This window comes from Stenotrophomonas sp. YJH_SMC_122 (assembly GCF_059369535.1).
Genome location: NZ_JCAFST010000001.1, coordinates 670040 through 689352, shown reverse-complemented (window position 1 = coordinate 689352; position 19313 = coordinate 670040). Strand labels below are relative to the sequence as shown.

Below are 19313 nucleotides of genomic sequence, written 5' to 3'. Positions count from 1 at the left end.
GTGCTGATAACCGGGGGAGATAACCCGGTCATTATCACCCTATCGGCGCAATCCCGCAGGCATCCACCCGCACCACTGCATCCCGCACGCTGCCATGACCGGGAATGGCCAGATCAGGCGCGATTTCGGCCAGCGGCACCAACACGAAGGCGCGCTCGTGCAGGTAGGGATGGGGTACCTGCAGACCGGGCTGATCGAGTACCTGCGCGCCATACAGCAGCAGGTCCAGGTCCAGCGCGCGCGGCCCCCAGTGCACTGCCGGATCGCGCACGCGGCCAAAGCCCCGCTCCAGCGCCAGCATCGCCTGCAACAACTCATCGGCCGGCAAGGTGGTTTCGACCGCAGCCACGGCATTGACGAACGGCGGCTGGTCTTCATTGCCCCAGGCCGGCGTTGCATAGAGCCGCGAGGCCTGTCGCAGGCGCGTTCCCGGCAGGCCGTCCAGCGCGGCAATCGCCGCGCCCACGGTCGCGGCCGCGTCGCCAAGGTTGGCGCCGAGGCCGATCCAGGCGAGGGTCATCGCCTTACTCGCCCGCCGCAGCAGCACCGGGACGTCGACGGCGACGGCGGCGCTTGCGCGGTGCCCCGCTCTCGTCATCGCCGTCTTCACTGTGCATCGCATCCAGCGACGACTCCAGCTCGCGACCGGACTGCGCCTGTGCTTCGCGCCAGAACTCGACATCCACTGCATGCTCGGACGAAGCGACCTGGCGCAGGCTGAGGAAATCGAATGCGGCACGGAAGCGCGGGTGGGTCAGGGTACGGAACACGCGCTTGCGCTGGCGCGAGCTGAAGCGCGACTGCAGCAGCCAGATCTCCTGCATCGGCAGCGAGAAGCGGCGCGGCAGTGCGATGGTGCTCAGCTGCTGCACGGTGACCCGGTCGGCGGCGCGGCGCTGCGCCTCTTCCGGTGCCACCCCCTGCTTGAGCAGGGTTGCCTGTGCGCGGCAGAAGGCGGGCCACAGCAGCAGCGCGAACAGGAACGCCGGCGAAACCGGTTCGTCGTTGGCCACGCGGGCATCGGTGTTGGCCAGGCCCTCGACCAGCATGCGGCGCAGCGCACCGGTGCGGTTGGACTTCAGCGCCTTGGCGCTCTCCGGGAACAGCACGTCCAGCAGGCCGTAACGCTCAAGGCCTTCGAAGCTGGCCACGCCGTGCCCGGACAGGAACAGCTTGAGCACTTCCTCGAACAGCCGCGCGGGCGCGGCTTCGTTGAGCAGGCCGGCCAGATGCGGGATCGGTGCGGCGGTGCCCTCTTCGATCTGGAAGCCGAGCTTGGCCGCCAGGCGCACCGCACGCAGCATGCGCACCGGGTCTTCCCGATAACGCTGCTCGGGATCGCCGATCAGCTTCATCAGGCGCGCCTGGACGTCTTCGAAGCCGCCGGTGTAGTCGCGCACCGAGAAGTCCTCGATGGCGTAATACAGGGCGTTGCAGGTGAAGTCACGGCGGACGGCGTCGTCTTCGATGGTGCCGTACACGTTGTCGCGCACGAGCATGCCGTTTTCCATTTCGCGGTCGCCGCTGCCGTCATCGCTGTTGGCGCGGAAGGTGGCGACTTCGATGATTTCGCGGCCGAACACAACGTGGGCGAGGCGGAACCGACGACCGATCAGGCGGCAGTTGCGGAACAGCTGCTTGACCTGTTCGGGCGTGGCATCGGTGGCCACGTCGAAATCCTTGGGTTGGCCATTGACCAGCAGATCGCGCACCGCGCCGCCGACAAGGTAGGCGCCGAAGCCGGCATCGCGCAGGCGATAAAGCACGCGCAGGGCGTTCGGGCTGATGTCCTTGCGGGAGATCGTGTGCTGGTCGCGCGGGATGACGCGCAGGCTGAACGGTGATGTAGCAGGGGAAATGATGTTGGCGCTTCCGGTTGAAGTTTCGGGATTGCCCAATGGCATCGAGGTGCATATACTACCGCTCCTGCCTCGGCAGCGACACAGTTACGCTCCCTTCGTCTAGTGGTTAGGACGTGGCCCTCTCAAGGCTAAAACAGGGGTTCGAGTCCCCTAGGGAGCGCCAGTCGCCGCAGCAGGAACCGAAAAAGCCCGCCTCGTGCGGGCTTTTCTGTTTTCCGGGGTTGCAGTGATTGCGGTCGGATTGGCCGCTTGTGCGCCTCCCTGTTCCTGCGCGGGAGGGGGCGGGCCACCCTTTTCTGGACACGCAAAAGCCCATCCATGGTGCTCGGTGGCGCCATGGATGGGTTTACGGCGTGTCCTGGATCGGCGGACCTGCCGTCTCCCCGCAGAACAGGGAGGCGCTGAAACACAGGCCGGCCGTCAGCCTTCCATCTGCTCCAGCTCCTTGCCCTTGGTCTCGCGCACGTAGCGGACCACGAAGACGATCGAGAGGATCGCCGCGACGGCGTACATGCCATAGGCGCCGGCCAGGCCGATGCCGGCCAGCAGCATCGGGAACGTCACGGTGATCGCGAAGTTCGAGGTCCATTGCGCCGCACCCGCCACCGCCAGCGCCGGGCCACGGATCTGGTTGGGGAACATCTCGCCCAGCATCACCCACATCACCGGGCCCCAGGACATGTTGAAGAACACCACGTAGACGTTGGCTGCCACCAGCGCCAGCCGCCCCATGCCATCGGACAGCTGCAGGCGCCCATCGACCAGGCTGCCGCTGGTGAACGCCACCACCATCAGCACCAGCGCCACCGACATGCCGACCGAGCCGACCCACAGCAGCGGCCTGCGCCCGATGCGGTCGATCAGCAGCACCGTCAGCAGGCAGGCACCGATGCTCAGTGCGCCGGACAACACATTGATCAGCAGCGCGTCGCTTTCCGAGAAGCCCACCGCCTGCCACAGCACCGCGCCGTAGTAGAACACCACATTGATGCCGACCAGCTGCTGGAACATGGCCAGGCCGATACCCACCCAGAGGATCGGCCGCAGCTTGCCGGTGGCCTTGTTGCGCAGGTCGCCGAAGCGCGGCTTGTGCAGATCCTCGGTCAGGCTGGCCTCGATCTCGGCCTGCTTTGCGGTGGCCGCAGCCTCGCCGTACAGCCGCGTCAACACCGCCCTCGCCTGCCCCTGCCGCCCCTTCAACGCCAGGAAACGCGGACTTTCCGGGATCACCAGCAGCAACAGCAGGAACAGCCCCGATGGCAGCACCTGCATCCAGAACATCCAGCGCCAGGCCTCATGGCCCAGCCACAGGGGCTCGGTCGAGGCGCCGGCGGCACGCGCCAGCAGGTAATTGCTGAGGAAGGCCGCAAACAAGCCGCAGATGATCGCCATCTGCTGCACCGTGGCCAGCCGGCCGCGGTAACGCGCCGAGGCGACTTCGGCGATGTAGGCCGGTGACATCACGCTTGCCGCGCCCACCGCGAAACCGCCCAGCACGCGGGCGGCGATGAACAGCCAGGACGCGTGGGCCGCGCCGGCACCGAGCGCCGAGACAAGGAACATCAGCGCGGACACGATCAGGACACCGCGGCGCCCCAGGCGATCACCCAGCCACCCGGCCAGGAAGGCGCCGATCGCGCAGCCCAGCAGCATCGAGGCGACTTCGAAACCGAGCGCCGCCTCACTGGAGTTGAAGGCCTGGCGGAGGCCATCGACCGTGCCATTGATGACACCACTGTCGAAACCGAACAGGAATCCACCAAGGGTGGCCACGCAGCTGATCAGGACGATGAATGCAGTGTTCTCACCGCCATGGGGCGCGGTGCTGGGCTGGGTTTGGGACATGGACGATCCTGCTGGGAAGGGAGTCCGGCCACGGTGGGCGACCGAGTGCCCCGCAGCGTCGCACAGGCCCCACCGTGCCGCCAATGACTCCCACGGTCGCGCCTGCCAGACGCCCGTTTTCCGCCCCGCGCCGACACCGGGGGCCAACCTGTTCTAGAATTGGCGGGTTCAGGAATCGATCCACCCCCAAGCCCATGCCCTTTGTCGTCACCGAAAACTGCATCAAGTGCAAACACACCGATTGCGTGGAAGTGTGCCCCGTGGATTGCTTCCACGAAGGCCCGAACTTCCTGGTGATCGACCCGGATGAGTGCATCGACTGCACCCTCTGCGAGCCGGAGTGCCCGGTCAATGCGATCTTCCCGGAGGACGATGTTCCTGCCGGACAGGAAGGCTTCGTTGCCCTCAACGCCGAGCTGGCGAAGGCGTGGCCGGTGCTGACCGTGCGCAAGGACCCGCCCGCCGACGCCGGCGAATGGGATGGCAAGCCGGACAAGCTGAAGCTGCTGGAGCGCTGAAAAGCGCCCACGGCGGTAACGAAAAGGGCGCCCATGGGCGCCCTTTTCTGTTCTTCGGCAGGTGCCAACCGCAGGAACCGGCATCTGCCAACCGCGCGATCTGGAATCCATCAACCGCGCTATCCGGTAGGTGCCAACCCTGGTTGGCACAAAAGCGCCGACCAAGGCTGGCCGCTACCAGAGCGGGTGCGGACCAAGGCCCGCAGCCACCCGACCGGCACTTACTGGGCCAGCTTCGCCTTCAGCGCGGCGATCAGCTTCACCGGCGCTTCGGCGGTGGCCGGCAGGCCACGCGGGTCAACCGCGGAGATGTAGGCGCCGGCATCGACGGCGACCACGCGGACCAGGAAGTTGCTGCCTTCATAGGCCACGTCGTACGAACCCAGCAGCTGCGCGCGGCTGGCGATGGTCACGCCCTCCACGCCTTCCAGTGCGGTACCGACCTTGGCGAAGGCTTCATCCTTGCCACCAGCAATGGTGAAACCGGTGCTGCCCGCTGCCGGAGCTGCAGCGACCGGCGCCGCCGGCTTGGTGGCCGAGGCCAGCGCCGGCACCTTGTTGTCGGCGGTGGCATTGGGCAGGTTCAGGTCCGGCGGCACTTCCAGCGGACGCATTTCCGGGGCCAGGGCGTAGTCGCCCTTGGCGCCGCGCTTGAAGCAGCCGGTGGTGCCGGCAGCGACCGCCACAGCAAGCAGGGCATAGGACAGCACGCGGACGGTGGAAACGGATTGACGCATGTGAATCTCCTGGGTCAGACCAAGACGGAAGGTCAGTGGCTGGAAAGGGCTTCGAGGGCGGCGATGTCGCCGGCAAGATGGTCGGCAGCCGGATGATGCGCTGCCGACAACGGCAGCAGTGGCAGGCGCAGGTCGTGACCGATGCCGATGCGGCGCAGCAGCGCCTTGACCGGGATCGGGTTCGGTTCGACGCCGCAGAAATCATGGAAGGGATGCAGGCGCGCATCCCACGACGCGGTGGCTTCGTGGTCGTGTGCGGCGGCCAGCTCGCACATCCGGCGGTAGGCGCCGGGAAGCACGTTGGAACCCACTGAGATCAGGCCGTCGATACCGGCCTGGATCGAACGCGCGGCCGTACCGTCGTCACCGCTGAGCACGCAGAACTGTGGGCTGCGCAGAGCGAGCAGCGCCTGCACCCGGCCGGTGTCGCCCACCGCCTCCTTGATGCCGACGATGTTGGGGTGGCTGGCCAGCTCGGCCACGGTCTCAGGCTGCATGTCGCAACCGGTACGGCCGGGCACGTTGTACAGCACGACCGGCAGCCCGCCCTGGTCGGCCACCGCACGGTAGTGCGCGATCAGGCCTGCCTGGGTAGGCCGCACGTACGGCGGCGTGACCACCAGCGCGTGGCTGGCGCCGAGGGCGGCGGCACGACGGGTCTGTTCGATGGTCTTGGCAGTGCCCGAAAGGCCGGTACCGGCCATGACCGGAATGCGACCGCCGATGCGCTCGACCGCGCTGGCCAGCAGCAGGTCGTACTCGGCGTCGGTGAGGGTTGCCGCTTCGCCGGTAGAGCCGGCTACGACAACGCCATGGACGCCACCTTCCAGTTGCAGGTGCAGCAGGCGCTGCCAACCGTCGGGATCGAGGGCGCCGTCGGCCCGGAACGGGGTCGCCAGCGCGGTGATGAGGCCGGAAAGGGACAAGGACGTGCTGCTCTTGGCTGGGAAGGGAAAACGCCCGCCACGAAAGGCCGGGGGCGACTTGAATGTTACTTGCGGCGCGAAAGCACGGGCAAGTATGCTGGACACCGGTGGATCCCCGCCTCTGGCGGGCATTCAGACTAACGCATGCATTACCCGGAATCGCCTTGACCGACACCACCCCGCGCCCCGCGCCGAGCGAAAACCACCTCCTGATCAACGCCTATACGACGCATCCGGAGTCCCCCCTGCTGTCCGTCACCCGCCGCATCGCCGACAGCGGCTGCAATCTGGTGGATGCACGCCTGGCCACGGTCGGCCGCGATGTCTCGGTTACCGCCCTGGCCACCGGCTCCTGGGACTCGGTGGCCAAGCTCGAGGCGATGCTGACCCGGCTGGAGCGCGAGGAGGGCCTGAAGCTGGTCTGGTACCGCACCGCCGCCAAGCAGGCGCAGTCCAACCTGCTGCCGTACATCGTCGAAGTGATCGCCGCGGACAAGCCGGGCATCCTGTTCCAGCTGGCCGATTTCTTCGATCGCCAGGGCATCACCATCGAGAACCTGCAGAGCACCCGTTACCGCGCCATGCAGACCGGCGCGGAAATGTTCAGCGCACAGGTCACCATCGGCGTGCCGGCCAACATGCATATCGCCGCGCTGCGCGACGATTTCCTCGAGTTCTGCGACCACCTGAACCTTGACGCGATCATGGATCCGATGAAGTTCTGATTCTTCGCGCGTCTCTCACGGGCGCGTGGCGTTTCATGTAGCTGTAATGGCAAGAACCCAGGCTCGACAGAAGGACCTCATGAACAACGGCGACACCCTGGACAGCACCACCCTTTCCCTGCCGCTGGCACTGTCCGGCGGCGACCAGGCCACCCTCGGCGACTATGCCGGCCAATGGCTGGTGCTGTACTTCTATCCCAAGGACAGCACCCCGGGCTGCACCACCGAAGGCATCGACTTCAACGCCCTGCTGCCGAAGTTCAGGAAGGCAGGCGCGGTGGTACTGGGCGTCTCGCGCGACTCGGTGAAGTCGCACGACAACTTCTGTGCCAAGCAGGGCTTCAACTTCCCGCTGGTCAGCGATGGCGACGAAGCGCTGTGCAGCGCCTTCGACGTGATCAGGATGAAGAACATGTACGGCAAGCAGGTACGTGGCATCGAACGCAGCACCTTCCTGATTTCCCCCGACAGCCGCATCGTGCAGTCCTGGCGCAAGGTCAAGGTTGCCGGCCACGCCGATGCCGTTCTCGCCGAACTGAAGGCCTCCCAGTCCAAGTGAGTCCCACTGCCTACTGTGTCTGCCATCACCCTGCCCCGCAGCAGGCCGTGGTGGTTTTTCCCTGTCCGTAACCAGGAATCGACGATGACCCGAGGCAAGCGCATCTACGTGCTGGATACCAACGTGCTGATGCACGATCCGACCGCGCTGTTCAAATTCGAGGAGCACGACATCTACCTGCCCATGCAGGTGATCGAGGAGCTGGACAACGGCAAGAAGGGCACCTCCGAAGCGAGCCGCAACGCCCGCCAGGTGAGCCGCTTCCTCAACGAGCTGGTGCAGGAATCCGGCCTGGACAACCTGGCCGACGGCATTCCGCTGCAGCGCCCCAACGGCCTGCAGCTGCGCGGCAAGCAGAGCGCCGGCAAGCTGCGCTTCCAGACCAGTCATTTCGATGCTGGCAAGAGCTTCGGCAAGGTGATCCCGGACAACGCCATCCTCGGCGCGATCCTGGCCCTGAAGGAAGAAACCCCCGACCTGCCGGTGGTGTTCGTTTCCAAGGACATCAACCTGCGGATCAAGGCCGCGATCGCCGGCATCGTGTCCGAGGACTACGAGAACGACCGCGCGCTGGACGATTTCAGCCTGCTCTACACCGGCGCTACCGAGCTGCCGGAAGACTTCTGGAAACGCCACGGCGACGACCTGCGCAGCTGGAGCGACAAGGGCCGCTCGCATTACGAAATCCAGGCGCAGGACGGCGAGGAGTGGTATCCGAACCAGTACGTCTACCTGCCGGGCGAGGATGAAGTCGAGCTGCGCGTCAGCCGCGTGGTCGGCGATGGCAAGGTGGTGCTGTCGCTGGTCGATGATTTCCGCCACGGCAGCCACGCCGTGTGGGGCATCAGCGCACGCAACCGCGAGCAGAATTTCGCCCTCAACGCACTGATGGACCCGGAGATCGACTTCGTCACCCTGCTGGGCACCGCCGGCACCGGCAAGACCCTGCTGGCGCTGGCCGCCGGCCTGGCGCAGACGATGGACCAGCAGCGCTACCGCGAGATCATCATGACCCGCGCCACGGTCAGCGTCGGCGAAGACATCGGCTTCCTGCCGGGTACCGAGGAAGAGAAGATGACGCCGTGGATGGGCGCGCTGACCGACAACCTGGAAGTGCTCACGCACAACCAGGAAGGCGGCACCTGGGGCCGCCAGGCCACCAACGACCTGCTGGCCAGCCGCATCAAGATCCGCTCGATGAACTTCATGCGCGGCCGCACCTTCCTGTCACGCTACCTGATCCTGGACGAAGCACAGAACCTCACCCCCAAGCAGATGAAGACGCTGATCACCCGCGCCGGCCCCGGCACCAAGATCGTCTGCCTGGGCAATGTCGAGCAGATCGACACCCCGTACCTGACCGAGACCACCTCGGGCCTGACCTACGCGGTGGACCGCTTCAAGAACTGGCCGCACAGCGCGCACATCACCCTGCGCCGTGGCGAGCGTTCGCGCCTGGCCGATTACGCTTCGGAGGTGTTGTGAACCGCTGCACCCGCCTGCTGCTGCCCACGGCGGCGATCGCCCTCGCCGCCGTCCTGGGCGCCTGCACCACCACGCGCGGCCCGGCCAGCGTGCCGACGGCCGAACGTACCGGACAGTCCTGGGTGGTCACCCGCCCGATCATCGCCGCACAGGTGCTCGACACCTGCTCGCGGCCCAGCCCCGGCCGCGAGGCCGGGCGGGTGTCGGGTTACTGGGCGCCCAGCCGGCAGCAGGTCGACCAGCTGGAGGCGAAGCTGTCGTCGCTGGAAGCGCAGGTCCCGAAGGTGCTGGACTTCGACCGCCAGTACGTCGGCATCGAAAGCGCCGGCAAGCGGCTGATCTACGTCAACGCCTTCCACCTGCCCGATGACAGCGGCATCAATCCGGCACGGGAAGCGATCCGCGTCTGCGACGGCGGCACGCAGTTCTGGGGCGCCGTGTTCGACCCCGCCAGCAACACCTTCAGCGAGCTGCAGTTCAACGGCGGCTTCGGCGGGCCCTGAGGGGCCCCGCCGATGGGAATACGCCTGCCCACCTGGGTCTGGATCGGCGCGGTCGCGCTGTCGTGCGTGGCCGGCATGGTCAACGTGGTCGGCTTCCTCGGCTTCGAGCATCAGGCAGTCAGCCACATGACCGGCAGCACCAGCCAGCTCGGCATGGCGCTGGCGCAGGGTGACTGGCGCGCGGTCGGCCACCTGTGGGGGCTGCTGATCGCGTTCTCGCTGGGTGCGATGCTCAGCGGCCTGCTGATCCAGGACAGTACCCTGCAACTGGGCCGACGCTACGGCGTGGCGCTGGCCTTGGAGTCCGCGCTGCTGCTGGTGGCCATTCCGCTGTTCGAGCGCCACCAGATCTGGGGCGCTCTGGCCGCCGCCATGGCCTGCGGCCTGCAGAACGCGATGGCCACCACCTTCAGCGGCGCGGTGGTACGCACCACCCATCTCAGCGGCATGTTCACCGACCTCGGCATCGGCCTCGGCCACCTGCTGCGCGGGCTGCCGTTGCAGGTGCGACGACTGACCCTCAGCGGCCTGATCATCAGTGGCTTCCTGGCCGGCGGCATCCTCGGCGCCTGGCTGTTCATGCGTTGGCAATATGACGCACTGCTCGCCCCTGCCCTGCTGACCGGCCTGACCGGCCTGGGCTATGTGCTGTACCAGCAGTGGGCGCGCTGGCGGCATTGAGGGCCGCGCTCTGGGGGGTCAGATCCCTTTTCCTGCGGAAAAGGGATCTGACCCCATCTACCGGCAGCGACGCTACCGCCTTTGCGGTGACCACGGCACAATCGCCTGATGAGCCCGACCACTCCCGTATCCGCCCTCACCATCGCCGGCTCCGACTCCGGCGGTGGCGCAGGCATCCAGGCCGACCTGAAGGCCTTTGCAGCACATCGCGTGCACGGACTCTCCGCGATCGCCGCACTGACCGCACAGAACACCCGTGGCGTCATCGCCGTGCATGTGCCGCCGATCGATTTCCTGCGTGCACAACTGGATGCCTGCTTCGATGACTTCGATATCCATGCGGTGAAGCTCGGCATGCTGGCCAACACCGAGGTGATCAATGCCGTCGCAGATGCGTTGGAGCGCCATCGTCCACCACACGTGGTGCTGGACCCAGTGATGGTCGCGACCAGCGGCGCGCGCCTGCTGGAAGACAACGCTCTGCAGGCAATGCGTGAGCGGCTGATCCCGCTGGCCACGCTGATCACCCCGAACACGCCGGAAGCGGAGCTGCTGGCCGGGCGGAAGATCGGGAACGGCGATGACGCCGAACAGGTGGCCTCCGCCCTGCTCGACCTGGGTGCCGGTGCGGTGCTGCTGAAAGGTGGCCACCTGCAAGAAGGCAACCGCGTAATCGACCGCTACTTCGACGGCGTCAGCAGCGAAGAATTCATCCACGCCCGCCTGCCGCTGGATGCGCACGGCACTGGCTGCACGCTGGCCTCGGCCATCGCCGCGCAGCTGTGCAACGGCCTGAGCCTCGCCAACGCCTGCGAAGCCGGCATCGACTACGTTGCGCGCGGCCTGCAGCAGGGCTATGCCCCCGGCCGCAGCGAGGTGCTGGTGCTCGACCACTTCGGCGCGGCACCGCACGCATGAACCTGACGCCGGCCCTCCTTCCTGTGCAGTGCAACGACGGGCATCGCTACGAAGTGATTGCCTGCATGCCCGCGCAGCCCATCGCCCGCCTGTTGTGGCTGCCAGCGCTGGGTGTGGCCGCGCGCCACTACCTGCCGCTGGCACAGGCGCTGGCAGCGAAGGGTGTGGCGGTCTACCTGCATGAGTGGCGCGGCAACGGCAGCAGCTCACTACGCCCGTCGCGCGCGCAGGACTGGGGCTATCGCGAGGTACTCGAGCATGATCTGCCGGGCAGCCAGGCGATCCTGGCCGCCGCCGATCACGAAGGCGGCGCCCTGCCATGGATCATCGGCGGCCACAGCCTCGGCGGTCAGCTGGCCTGCGTGCACGCCGGGCGCAATCCGAAGCACTTCAACCGGCTGTGGCTGGCGGCCAGCGGCTCGCCGTTCTGGCGCGGTTTTCCACCACCACGCGGCTGGCTGCTGCCGCTGGTCTACCGCTTCCTGCCGTGGATCGCACAGCGCCAGGGCGTGCTGCACGGGCGCCGACTTGGCTTTGGTGGCACCGAAGCACGCGGACTGATCGCCGACTGGGCGCGCGTGGGCCTGAACAACCACTACGCCGCGGTCGGCATGGATGAGGATCTCGATGCGCAGATGGCGCGCGTGCACGGCAGCGCGCAGGCGGTGTTGATGGAACACGACTGGCTGGCGCCGACCGGATCGATGCAGGCGTTGCTGGCGAAGCTGCCGAACGTGGACGCACAGCTGTGCGTGCTGTCGGCGCAGGAGCTGGGCACGCGCGCCGATCATTTCGCCTGGCTGAAGGCCCCGGACGCTGTGGCTGACCGATTTTTCATTCAGTTGGATGAAAATTTTCACAAAACTGTTGACGATCCGCGCCGACATCCGCATAATTCCGCTCCTGTCGCAGGGCGCCCGTAGCTCAGTTGGATAGAGTACCTGGCTACGAACCAGGCGGTCGGGAGTTCGAATCTCTCCGGGCGCACCACTCGACAGGTTTTCAGCATCCGCCGCTGGAAATGCTTTAAAATTTGATTGTGTACCGCGCGCCCGTAGCTCAGTTGGATAGAGTACCTGGCTACGAACCAGGCGGTCGGGAGTTCGAATCTCTCCGGGCGCACCATACACAGTCAACACAACAAGTTTATGTAATTGGCGCCCGTAGCTCAGTTGGATAGAGTACCTGGCTACGAACCAGGCGGTCGGGAGTTCGAATCTCTCCGGGCGCACCATTACACCGAAACAGCAGGCCTCGGCCTGCTGTTTTTTTATGTGTGTTTTTCGGCAGGGCTGCGCCCTGCACCTGCAGAGGCCACAGCCAGAGCCGGAGCAACAGCAACAGCGCGCATTCCGTGGGATGGCGGGGCGGTGTCGGAGTGCGGGGACGCCGCAAGTATGTCCATGCAGGCTTGGCAGCCGCATCCATGCGGCTGACACCCCGCACTCCGACACCGCCCCACCTCTGACAGATTTCCGCGATCTGATGGATCCACGCCATGCGTGGATGGATCTCCATCGAGTTCGAACATTTCGACAATTGATCGAAGAGCATCCACGCATGGCGTGGATCTACCGTGTCGACCAAGGTCGACACCCACCGACCGCACCAGCACCGACAGATCGCCGGAAACTGTCGAAGGCGGGGTGGGTCCGGTTGCGGGGGCGTGAGCCGCATGGATGCGGCGACCGAGACTCCATGGGCGGATTCACGGCGTCCCCCGCAACCGGACCCACCCCGCCATCCCTCAGGAAACCAGCTGTTGCTGTTGCTGTTGCTGTTGCTCTGGATCGTAGCGGGTGCAGGGCGCAGCCCTGCCAAACCCCTACCCCCTGGCCATCGCCTGCCACCACTCCGACAGCAGCTCCGGCCTGCGCAGGCGCTCCCGCCACCAGCGCAGGGCAGCGCCCTCCTCACCGGTGCGCCAGGCCAACCAGAACGTCTCCTCCGGCTTGTGTTCCTCCACCTCGCGGATCACCAGCTGGCCACGCGCCACCGCGGCGCGTGCACAGGGCTCGGGCAGGAAACCGAAGCCCACGCCTTCGCACTGCAGCTTCAATTTACTGGCCATGTCCGGCACCGTCAGCATCTCCTGCCCCATCAACAGGCCCACCGTGCGCGGCAGCAGCCTGCGCGCGGAATCGGAAACGGCGATCGCACAGTGCTCGGCCAGCTGTTCGCGACCGAGCACGCCGGGCACCGCGGCCAACGGATGCTCGGGTGCCACCGCGAACACGAACGCCACCGTGCCCAGCGGCTCCACCACGTAACCGCCGCCACTGGGTCCCTCGCCCGGCGCACCGACCAGCAGGTCGGCACGCCGGTCCAGCAGGGCCTCCCAGGTGCCGGACAGCGCCTCGCCGATCAGTCGCAACCGGGTCGGCGCCTCGGCTCGTCGAAATGCGGCGATATCCGGCCCAAGCAGCCAGGTCGGGAACACCGAATCCACCGCCAGGGTCAGTTCGGTCTCCCAACCCGACGCCACCCGGCGCACCCGCAGCTCCAGCTCGCGGGCCGCGCGCAGCAGGTGCCGGCCTTCGTCCAGCAGCGCGCGCCCGGCCTCGGTCGGCTCGGCGCGCGGGCCAACGCGGTCGAACAGCTGGACGCCCAGATCCTCCTCCAGCTTGGCCACGGTATAGGAAATCGTCGAGGGCACCTTGTGCAGGGCCTTGCCGGCGCCGGCAAAGGAGCCACGGCGGTCGATGGCATCCAGGATCTGCAGGGCATCGAGGCTGAGCTTTAGCATTCGAATTTTTCGATGATGACTGTCAAAACTATCCGTTTTTCAAACCCCGGGCGCAAGCGGATACTTCTCTCCAACGGGGAAACACAGCGGTAACCGACCACCCCGCCCCATCGAAACCATCGAACAAGGAGATTCCATCATGCTGCAGATCCGCAAGAGCGCTACCCGTGGCCTGGCCGAGCATGGCTGGCTGTCCTCGCGCCATACCTTCTCCTTCGCCAACTACTACGACCCCCGTTACGTCAGCTTCGGCCCGTTGCGGGTGATCAACGAAGACAAGGTGATCGGCGGCCAGGGCTTCGGCACCCACGGCCACAGCAACATGGAAATCATCTCCTACGTGCTGGGCGGTGCACTGGAACACAAGGACTCGATGGGCACCGGTTCGGTGCTGCGCTACGGCGACGTGCAGCGCATGAGCGCCGGCAGCGGCGTCACCCACAGCGAGTTCAACCACTCCGCCGACGAGACCGTGCATTTCCTGCAGATCTGGATCTTCCCGGACAGCGAGAACATCACCCCGTCGTACGAGGAGACCCACTTCTCGCCGGACAGCAAGCGTGGACAACTGCGACTGATCGCTTCGCCTGACGGTGCCGACGGCTCGCTGCGCATCCACCAGGACGCGCGCATCTTCGCCACCATCCTCGATGGCGGCCAGAAGCTGCACCATTCGCTCGGCAACGGGCGTGGCGCCTATGTGCAGGTGGCGCGTGGCCAGCTGCAGGTCAACGGCATCACCCTGGAAGCCGGTGATGCGCTGCAGGTCAGCGACGAAGCCCAGCTGACCCTGGAAAACGGCAACGACGCTGAAGTGCTGGTGTTCGACCTGCCGCTGTAAACACGCCCTGTCCTGAAGACGTGGCCCGGCGATGCGGAAAGGCATCGCCGGGCCCGCTGCGCATGGGCCGCAATCGTATTCGGCCTTCGGTGACCCGAATGCCCCTTGCCCGACACGACTGGAAACGCTTTCATGGCAGCGTTTATCCGGACCCGCCCTCGCATGACGCCTTCATCCCCGCGTGCCCAGCAGCACGCCACCCGTGCCGCCTTCTTCATTCCTGGATTCGCTACCGCCGCGTGGGCGCCGATGGTGCCTTACGCCAAGGCCAAGGCCGGGCTGTCCGGCGCCAGCCTCGGCGCCGTGCTGCTGTGCCTCGGGCTCGGCTCGCTGCTGGCGATGCCGCTGGCAGGTGCACTGACGGGGCGGCTGGGTTGCCGCCGGGTGATGGTGATCACCTGCGCGATGATGCTGTGCGCCCTGCCCTTGCTGGTGCTTGCACCCTCGCCGGTGTCGCTGGGCGCGGCGCTGTTCGTGTTCGGTGCCGGCGTCGGTGCACTGGATTGTGCGATGAACATGCAGGCGGTGGCGGTCGAGCGCGATGCCGGGCGCGCGATGATGTCCGGCTTCCACGCCTTCTACAGCATCGGTGGATTCGTCGGTGCTGGCTGCATGACCGGGCTGCTGATCCTCGGCACGCCGCTGTGGCTGGCCGCGCTGCTTTCGGTGGTGGCACTGCTGCTGGTTGCGGTGCTGTCGGCGCCGCACTGGCGTCCGCAACGCATCCTGCACGAAGGACCTCTGCTGGCGCTGCCGCACGGCGTGGTGCTGTTCATCGGCGTACTGGCCTTCGTGGTGTTCCTCGCCGAGGGCTCGATGCTGGACTGGAGCGCCGTGTTCCTGGCCGAAGTGCGGCAGGTGCCGCGTGACCAGGCCGGGGCCGGCTTCGCGTTGTTCACCCTGGCGATGACGGCAATGCGCCTGTTCGGTGACGGCATCGTCGAGCACCTCGGCCGCACCTGCACCTTGGTCTTCGGCGGTATCACGGCCGCGGCGGGCTTCACCCTGGCCACGCTGGTGCCCTCGTTTCCGGTGGCGCTGGCCGGCTACGTACTGGTCGGGCTGGGCTGCGCCAACATCGTGCCGGCGCTGTTCTCGATGGCAGGCCAGCAGCGGGTGATGCCGGAAAGCATCGCCATCACTGCAGTGACCACACTGGGTTATGCCGGCATCCTCGCTGGCCCGGCGGCGATCGGCGCAGTGGCACATGCGACCAGCCTCGGCTTTGCCTTCCTGTGCGTCGCCATACTGCTGCTGGGGGTAGCCGCCTCCGCCCGCTCACTGGCACGACGCGTGACCTGACAGAAAAAGGGGACGGAGGGGATTAAGTCGCATCTGCCCCGAGTGTGCTGCAAACGACTTAATCCCCTCCGTCCCCTTTTTTCAGCCGTGTGCCAGCCATTCGGCCTGGGCCGGCAGCTGTGGGGCTGGGCACGCGCTCTGCGGGTGGTGCTCGTCGCGCGCCATCCAGTCATCGACCACGCCGGCCAGCAGGTCCAGCCGCAGCGGCAGGGTAATGTGGTCTTCGCCGCGCATCTCGATGTAGTGCGCGCGCGGGTTGGCCAGGGCGAGCTGCCGGCCCTGGCTGACCGGAATATGCTGGTCACCCTGCCCGTGCAGCAGCAGCACGCAGGCGCGGGTATCGGCCAGCGCACGCGCGACGTCGACGCGGTCCAGATCGACGTCGATGCGGCGGCTGGCGGCGGCGATCACCTGGTTGATGTCCTGGCCCCCATAGCGCCAGCGTGCGTACGACGCCATCGCCTGCGCCTTCAGGCCCTCCGGCTGCAGTCCCATCAGGTGCGGGATCATCGTGCGGATCGCCGCACCGGCATTGGCGAACGATTCCATCGCCACCACGCCGGCCACCTGGTCACCCAGCTTGTCGGCGGTGAACACCGCCGTGGCCGCACCATAGGACACACCGAACAGGTACAGCGGGCCGGTCACTTCGCCGCGCGCGCGCAGCTCGCCGATGACATCGACGACGTCATCCGATTCATAGGTGCCATAGCCGGACGGACCTGCACCGGACTGGCCATGGTTGCGCAGGTCGAGCGTGACCACGCGGTAGCCGGACTCGGCCAGCTGCAGCGACCATGGCAGCATCGAATCACCGTTCATCATCCACCCATGCAGCAGCACCACGGTGCCGCGTGGCGCCTGCGCGCGGAACGGCTGCGGCACGGCCAGACTCAGGCCGGTATCAAGAGGAAGGCCGTTCTCATGACGCTGCGGAAGGTAGTGGTACCGCGCGCCGTAGTCGCCGGGGTCGAACACGCGCCAGAAGATCGGCACGCCATCGCGACCCGCTGCGAAGCCATGGCGGTTGGGCAGCCCGGCAATGGCCGCGGCGATGCGCGGGCGATCGAGCAGGGTCGACACGCCGCCCGGTGCGATCAGCCGGTCGGCAAGCGAGGTGGACGAGGCGTTGATCGAGGATGAGCATGCAGCCAGCCACAGGCCGGCGCACGCCAGCAACAACAGCAGCAGGCGCTTCATGGGCAATCGGGAAAGGATGCGACAGCGTGGCAGGTTAACGACGCGGGCGTGGGCCATCTATCGCGCGTGGATGACGGCTTGATGACAATGCGGGATCGATTCAGGTTGTCACAATGGCGCGATCGACCTCGACATTGATCCGGATCAATGAATACGCCGGCATGCTTGCCCACAGTGCCCCCATGCGCACCTCGTTCAAGCTCGCCATTGCCCTGGCCGCCACGCTGGCCGCCGCCTATGGCATCGCCCGCAGCACGCCCTACTGGTTCGCACCTCGGCAGGCCGCGCAGGTCGACATCCACGACCCGGCGCTGATCGCACAGGGGCAGTACCTGTCGCGCGCCGCCGACTGTGCGGCCTGCCACACTGCGCCGGGCGGCAAGCCGTTCGCCGGTGGCCTCGGCATGCAGACGCCGATGGGAACGATCTACTCGACCAACATCACCCCCGATCCGGAAACCGGCATCGGCGCCTACGACTACGCCGACTTTGAACGCGCGGTACGTCGCGGCATCCGTCACGATGGCCAGCCGTTGTACCCGGCAATGCCGTACGCCTCCTATGTGATTGCCCGCGACGCCGAGATCAAGGCGCTGTACGCCTATTTCATGGGCTCGGTGCAGCCGGTGAAGCAGGACAACGCCGACAGCACGATTCCATGGCCAGCCAACATGCGCTGGCCTCTGGCATGGTGGCAACTGCTGTTCGCACGCCCACGCAGCTTCAGCCCTGATCCGTCGCTGGACGCCGGCCAGCAGCGTGGTGCCGAACTGGTGGAAGGCCTGGCGCATTGCGGTGCCTGCCACACGCCACGCGGGCTGGCGTTCCAGGAAAAGGCGATGGCCGATGATGGCAGCCGCCAGTTCCTGTCCGGTTCGGTGCTGGAAGGCTGGTACGCGAAGAACCTGCGCAGCGAATCGACCGGCCTGGCCAGCTGGCGCGAGGGTGAGATCGTGGACTTCCTGCGCACCGGGCGCACCGATCGATCGGCGGCCTTCGGTGGCATGGCCGACGTGGTCGAGCACAGCACGCAGTACCTGTCCGACGCGGACCTGCTGGCGATGGCCCGCTACCTGAAGCAGCTGCCCGCCCGCGAAGGACGCAGCGCACAGTGGTCGCCCGGTACCGACACCACCACCGCCGCACTGCGCAGCGGTGACTACCGCGTGGCCGGTTCGCTGGCCTATGCCGAGCACTGCCAGGCCTGCCACCGCGCCGACGGCCGCGGCATGCCGCGCGTCTATCCGGCCCTGGCCGGCAACTCGATCGTGTTCGCCGACGATCCCAGCTCGCTGGTGCAGGTGACCCTGATCGGCGGCCGCACACCACATACCCCGCACGACCGCATGGCCTTCACCATGCCAGGCTTCGAGCAGCTGCCGAACGCGCAGCTGGCACAGATCCTGACCTTCATCCGCAGCAGCTGGGGCAATCAGGCCAGCGCAGTGAGCGAGGTCGACGTGGCGCGCATGCGCCGGGTGGTGCGCGACAAGCCGGTGCACTACGTTCCGCAGGAGGCCGCACAATGAAGCGTTCGCGCACGCGTTCCCGCCTGCTGATCGGCAGTGCGATCACCCTGGTGCTGCTGGCCGGCGCCGGTACCCTCGCTTACCGTCATCTGTACCCGGATCTGGATGCCGCCGTGACCGGCACGATCGATATCCTCGATGCACAGGTCAAGGTGGTCGGCGCCTACCATGCGCCCAGCGCCGAAGAAATCGCCGGGCTCGGCAATGCCGAGTCGGTGATGCTCGGCCGCCGCCTCCTCAACGAAACCGCACGACTGCTGCCGGACAACGTCGGCAACGATCTGAACTGCAATTCGTGCCACATGGCCGAGGGCAAGCGTCCCTTCGGCAACCACTACTTCAACACCGGTGGCGGCGCCTATCCGCGTTACATGCCGCGGCCTGGCAAGGTGATCGGCCTGACCGAACGCATCAATGGCTGCCTGCAGCGTTCGATGAACGGCAGGCCGCTGCCGAAAGATTCGCCGCAGATGCGCGCGATGCTCGACTACATGGCGTGGCTGAGCAGCCCTGTGCCAGCGGGTGCAAAGGTGGCTGCCCCCAGTGAGGGGCCCATCGACAGCACGCTGACCCCGGATCCGAACCGTGGCCAGGCACTGTACGCCGTACAGTGTGCCGCCTGCCACGGCGACAACGGCGAAGGCCGGCGCGACGCCAGTGGTGACATCGCCTTCCCGCCGCTGTGGGGCGACCACAGTTTCAACATCGGCGCCGGCATGGCGCGCCTGTACAAGGCGGCCGGTTTCGTCAAGCACAACATGCCACCGGCAGTGACCCGTGAACCGCCACTGGGCCAGCAGGTGATGCCCGACCAGGATGCGGTGGACATCGCCAGCTATTTCATCAACCAGCCACGGCCGGACTTCGCCAACAAGGGCAAGGACTGGCCGCGCGATCCGAAACCCAAGGACGCGCGTTACTGATGCAGGCGGCAGC

The 19313-nt window shown here is 66.7% G+C and carries 19 protein-coding genes and 4 tRNA genes; 16 read left to right on the top strand and 7 right to left on the bottom strand.

The genetic code is table 11. The features are described 5' to 3' along the window. Positions 1–34: 34 nt before the first annotated feature. The gene (gene folK / locus AC5P66_RS03270) at positions 35–520 is read right to left on the bottom strand and encodes a 2-amino-4-hydroxy-6-hydroxymethyldihydropteridine diphosphokinase (protein ID WP_049411324.1); all 486 of its coding nucleotides are present in this window, start codon (positions 518–520) and stop codon (positions 35–37) included. 4 nt (positions 521–524) lie between these two features. Next, entirely contained in the window at positions 525–1898 is a 1374-nt protein-coding gene (gene pcnB / locus AC5P66_RS03265; protein WP_049411322.1) for a polynucleotide adenylyltransferase PcnB, read from the bottom strand. 52 nt (positions 1899–1950) lie between these two features. Between pcnB and AC5P66_RS03260 the strand changes: the two genes are divergently transcribed. Then, a tRNA-Glu gene (locus AC5P66_RS03260) sits at positions 1951–2025 on the top strand. 257 nt (positions 2026–2282) lie between these two features. Here AC5P66_RS03260 and AC5P66_RS03255 read toward each other — a convergent pair. Continuing rightward, the gene (locus tag AC5P66_RS03255; RefSeq protein ID WP_495216084.1) at positions 2283–3707 is read right to left on the bottom strand and encodes a sugar porter family MFS transporter; all 1425 of its coding nucleotides are present in this window, start codon (positions 3705–3707) and stop codon (positions 2283–2285) included. A gap of 194 nt (positions 3708–3901) precedes the next feature. Here AC5P66_RS03255 and fdxA point away from each other — a divergent pair, with 194 nt between their 5' ends. Next, the gene (fdxA, locus tag AC5P66_RS03250) at positions 3902–4225 is read left to right on the top strand and encodes a ferredoxin FdxA (protein WP_049411316.1); all 324 of its coding nucleotides are present in this window, start codon (positions 3902–3904) and stop codon (positions 4223–4225) included. A gap of 221 nt (positions 4226–4446) precedes the next feature. Here fdxA and AC5P66_RS03245 read toward each other — a convergent pair whose 3' ends face one another. Beyond that, a complete protein-coding gene (locus AC5P66_RS03245; RefSeq protein WP_099495513.1) occupies positions 4447–4962 on the bottom strand; it encodes a hypothetical protein in 516 nt (171 codons plus the stop codon). A gap of 32 nt (positions 4963–4994) precedes the next feature. Further along, positions 4995–5888, bottom strand: a complete 894-nt coding sequence (gene dapA / locus AC5P66_RS03240; RefSeq protein ID WP_049411309.1) for a 4-hydroxy-tetrahydrodipicolinate synthase — start codon at positions 5886–5888, stop codon at positions 4995–4997. A 164-nt stretch (positions 5889–6052) separates the two neighbouring features. On the opposite strand from dapA, the gene AC5P66_RS03235 reads away from it, so the two are divergent. The 10 genes from AC5P66_RS03235 to AC5P66_RS03190 all read left to right on the top strand — a co-directional run bounded on the left by AC5P66_RS03235 (position 6053) and on the right by AC5P66_RS03190 (position 11993). Beyond that, the gene (locus tag AC5P66_RS03235) at positions 6053–6613 is read left to right on the top strand and encodes a glycine cleavage system transcriptional repressor (RefSeq protein WP_005409051.1); all 561 of its coding nucleotides are present in this window, start codon (positions 6053–6055) and stop codon (positions 6611–6613) included. 79 nt (positions 6614–6692) lie between these two features. Continuing rightward, positions 6693–7172: a peroxiredoxin gene (locus AC5P66_RS03230; protein ID WP_049411307.1), complete on the top strand. Its 480-nt coding sequence runs from the start codon at positions 6693–6695 to the stop codon at positions 7170–7172. Positions 7173–7256: 84 nt separating this feature from the next. After that, on the top strand, positions 7257–8657 hold the full coding sequence (locus AC5P66_RS03225; RefSeq protein ID WP_005409049.1) for a PhoH family protein: 1401 nt from the start codon (positions 7257–7259) through the stop codon (positions 8655–8657). Next, entirely contained in the window at positions 8654–9160 is a 507-nt protein-coding gene (locus tag AC5P66_RS03220) for a hypothetical protein (protein ID WP_049435743.1), read from the top strand. The genes AC5P66_RS03225 and AC5P66_RS03220 overlap by 4 nt, the downstream gene beginning before the upstream one ends. Before the next feature lie 12 nt (positions 9161–9172). Next, on the top strand, positions 9173–9841 hold the full coding sequence (locus AC5P66_RS03215; protein WP_019661173.1) for a YoaK family protein: 669 nt from the start codon (positions 9173–9175) through the stop codon (positions 9839–9841). Positions 9842–9949: 108 nt separating this feature from the next. Then, positions 9950–10759, top strand: a complete 810-nt coding sequence (thiD, locus tag AC5P66_RS03210) for a bifunctional hydroxymethylpyrimidine kinase/phosphomethylpyrimidine kinase (RefSeq protein ID WP_049412883.1) — start codon at positions 9950–9952, stop codon at positions 10757–10759. After that, on the top strand, positions 10756–11682 hold the full coding sequence (locus AC5P66_RS03205) for an alpha/beta hydrolase family protein (protein WP_099495515.1): 927 nt from the start codon (positions 10756–10758) through the stop codon (positions 11680–11682). Before thiD ends, AC5P66_RS03205 begins: the two co-directional genes overlap by 4 nt. Then, positions 11673–11749 (top strand) — tRNA-Arg (locus AC5P66_RS03200). The genes AC5P66_RS03205 and AC5P66_RS03200 overlap by 10 nt, the downstream gene beginning before the upstream one ends. Before the next feature lie 58 nt (positions 11750–11807). After that, a tRNA-Arg gene (locus AC5P66_RS03195) sits at positions 11808–11884 on the top strand. A 32-nt stretch (positions 11885–11916) separates the two neighbouring features. Then, a tRNA-Arg gene (locus AC5P66_RS03190) sits at positions 11917–11993 on the top strand. A 591-nt stretch (positions 11994–12584) separates the two neighbouring features. Here the strand turns inward: AC5P66_RS03190 and AC5P66_RS03185 are convergent. Further along, positions 12585–13505, bottom strand: a complete 921-nt coding sequence (locus tag AC5P66_RS03185) for a LysR family transcriptional regulator (RefSeq protein ID WP_099495516.1) — start codon at positions 13503–13505, stop codon at positions 12585–12587. Between the two features lie 139 nt (positions 13506–13644). Between AC5P66_RS03185 and AC5P66_RS03180 the strand changes: the two genes are divergently transcribed. Together AC5P66_RS03180 and AC5P66_RS03175 are read left to right on the top strand one after the other, a co-directional pair. Further along, complete coding sequence (locus AC5P66_RS03180) at positions 13645–14346, top strand: pirin family protein (protein ID WP_099495517.1); 702 nt, start codon at positions 13645–13647, stop codon at positions 14344–14346. 162 nt (positions 14347–14508) lie between these two features. Next, positions 14509–15648 (top strand): MFS transporter, encoded by a 1140-nt coding sequence (locus AC5P66_RS03175; RefSeq protein ID WP_495216083.1) that lies wholly within the window; start codon positions 14509–14511, stop codon positions 15646–15648. Positions 15649–15729: 81 nt separating this feature from the next. Here the strand turns inward: AC5P66_RS03175 and AC5P66_RS03170 are convergent, their stop codons facing one another. Beyond that, positions 15730–16848: an alpha/beta hydrolase gene (locus tag AC5P66_RS03170; protein WP_099495519.1), complete on the bottom strand. Its 1119-nt coding sequence runs from the start codon at positions 16846–16848 to the stop codon at positions 15730–15732. Between the two features lie 182 nt (positions 16849–17030). Here AC5P66_RS03170 and AC5P66_RS03165 point away from each other — a divergent pair, with 182 nt between their 5' ends. Both AC5P66_RS03165 and AC5P66_RS03160 read left to right on the top strand, forming a co-directional pair. Further along, positions 17031–18377 carry a c-type cytochrome gene (locus AC5P66_RS03165; RefSeq protein ID WP_049439055.1) on the top strand — a complete coding sequence of 449 codons (1347 nt, stop codon included), beginning with the start codon at positions 17031–17033 and terminating at the stop codon, positions 18375–18377. Further along, positions 18374–19300 (top strand): c-type cytochrome, encoded by a 927-nt coding sequence (locus tag AC5P66_RS03160; RefSeq protein ID WP_049414029.1) that lies wholly within the window; start codon positions 18374–18376, stop codon positions 19298–19300. The genes AC5P66_RS03165 and AC5P66_RS03160 overlap by 4 nt, the downstream gene beginning before the upstream one ends. Positions 19301–19313: the final 13 nt, after the last annotated feature.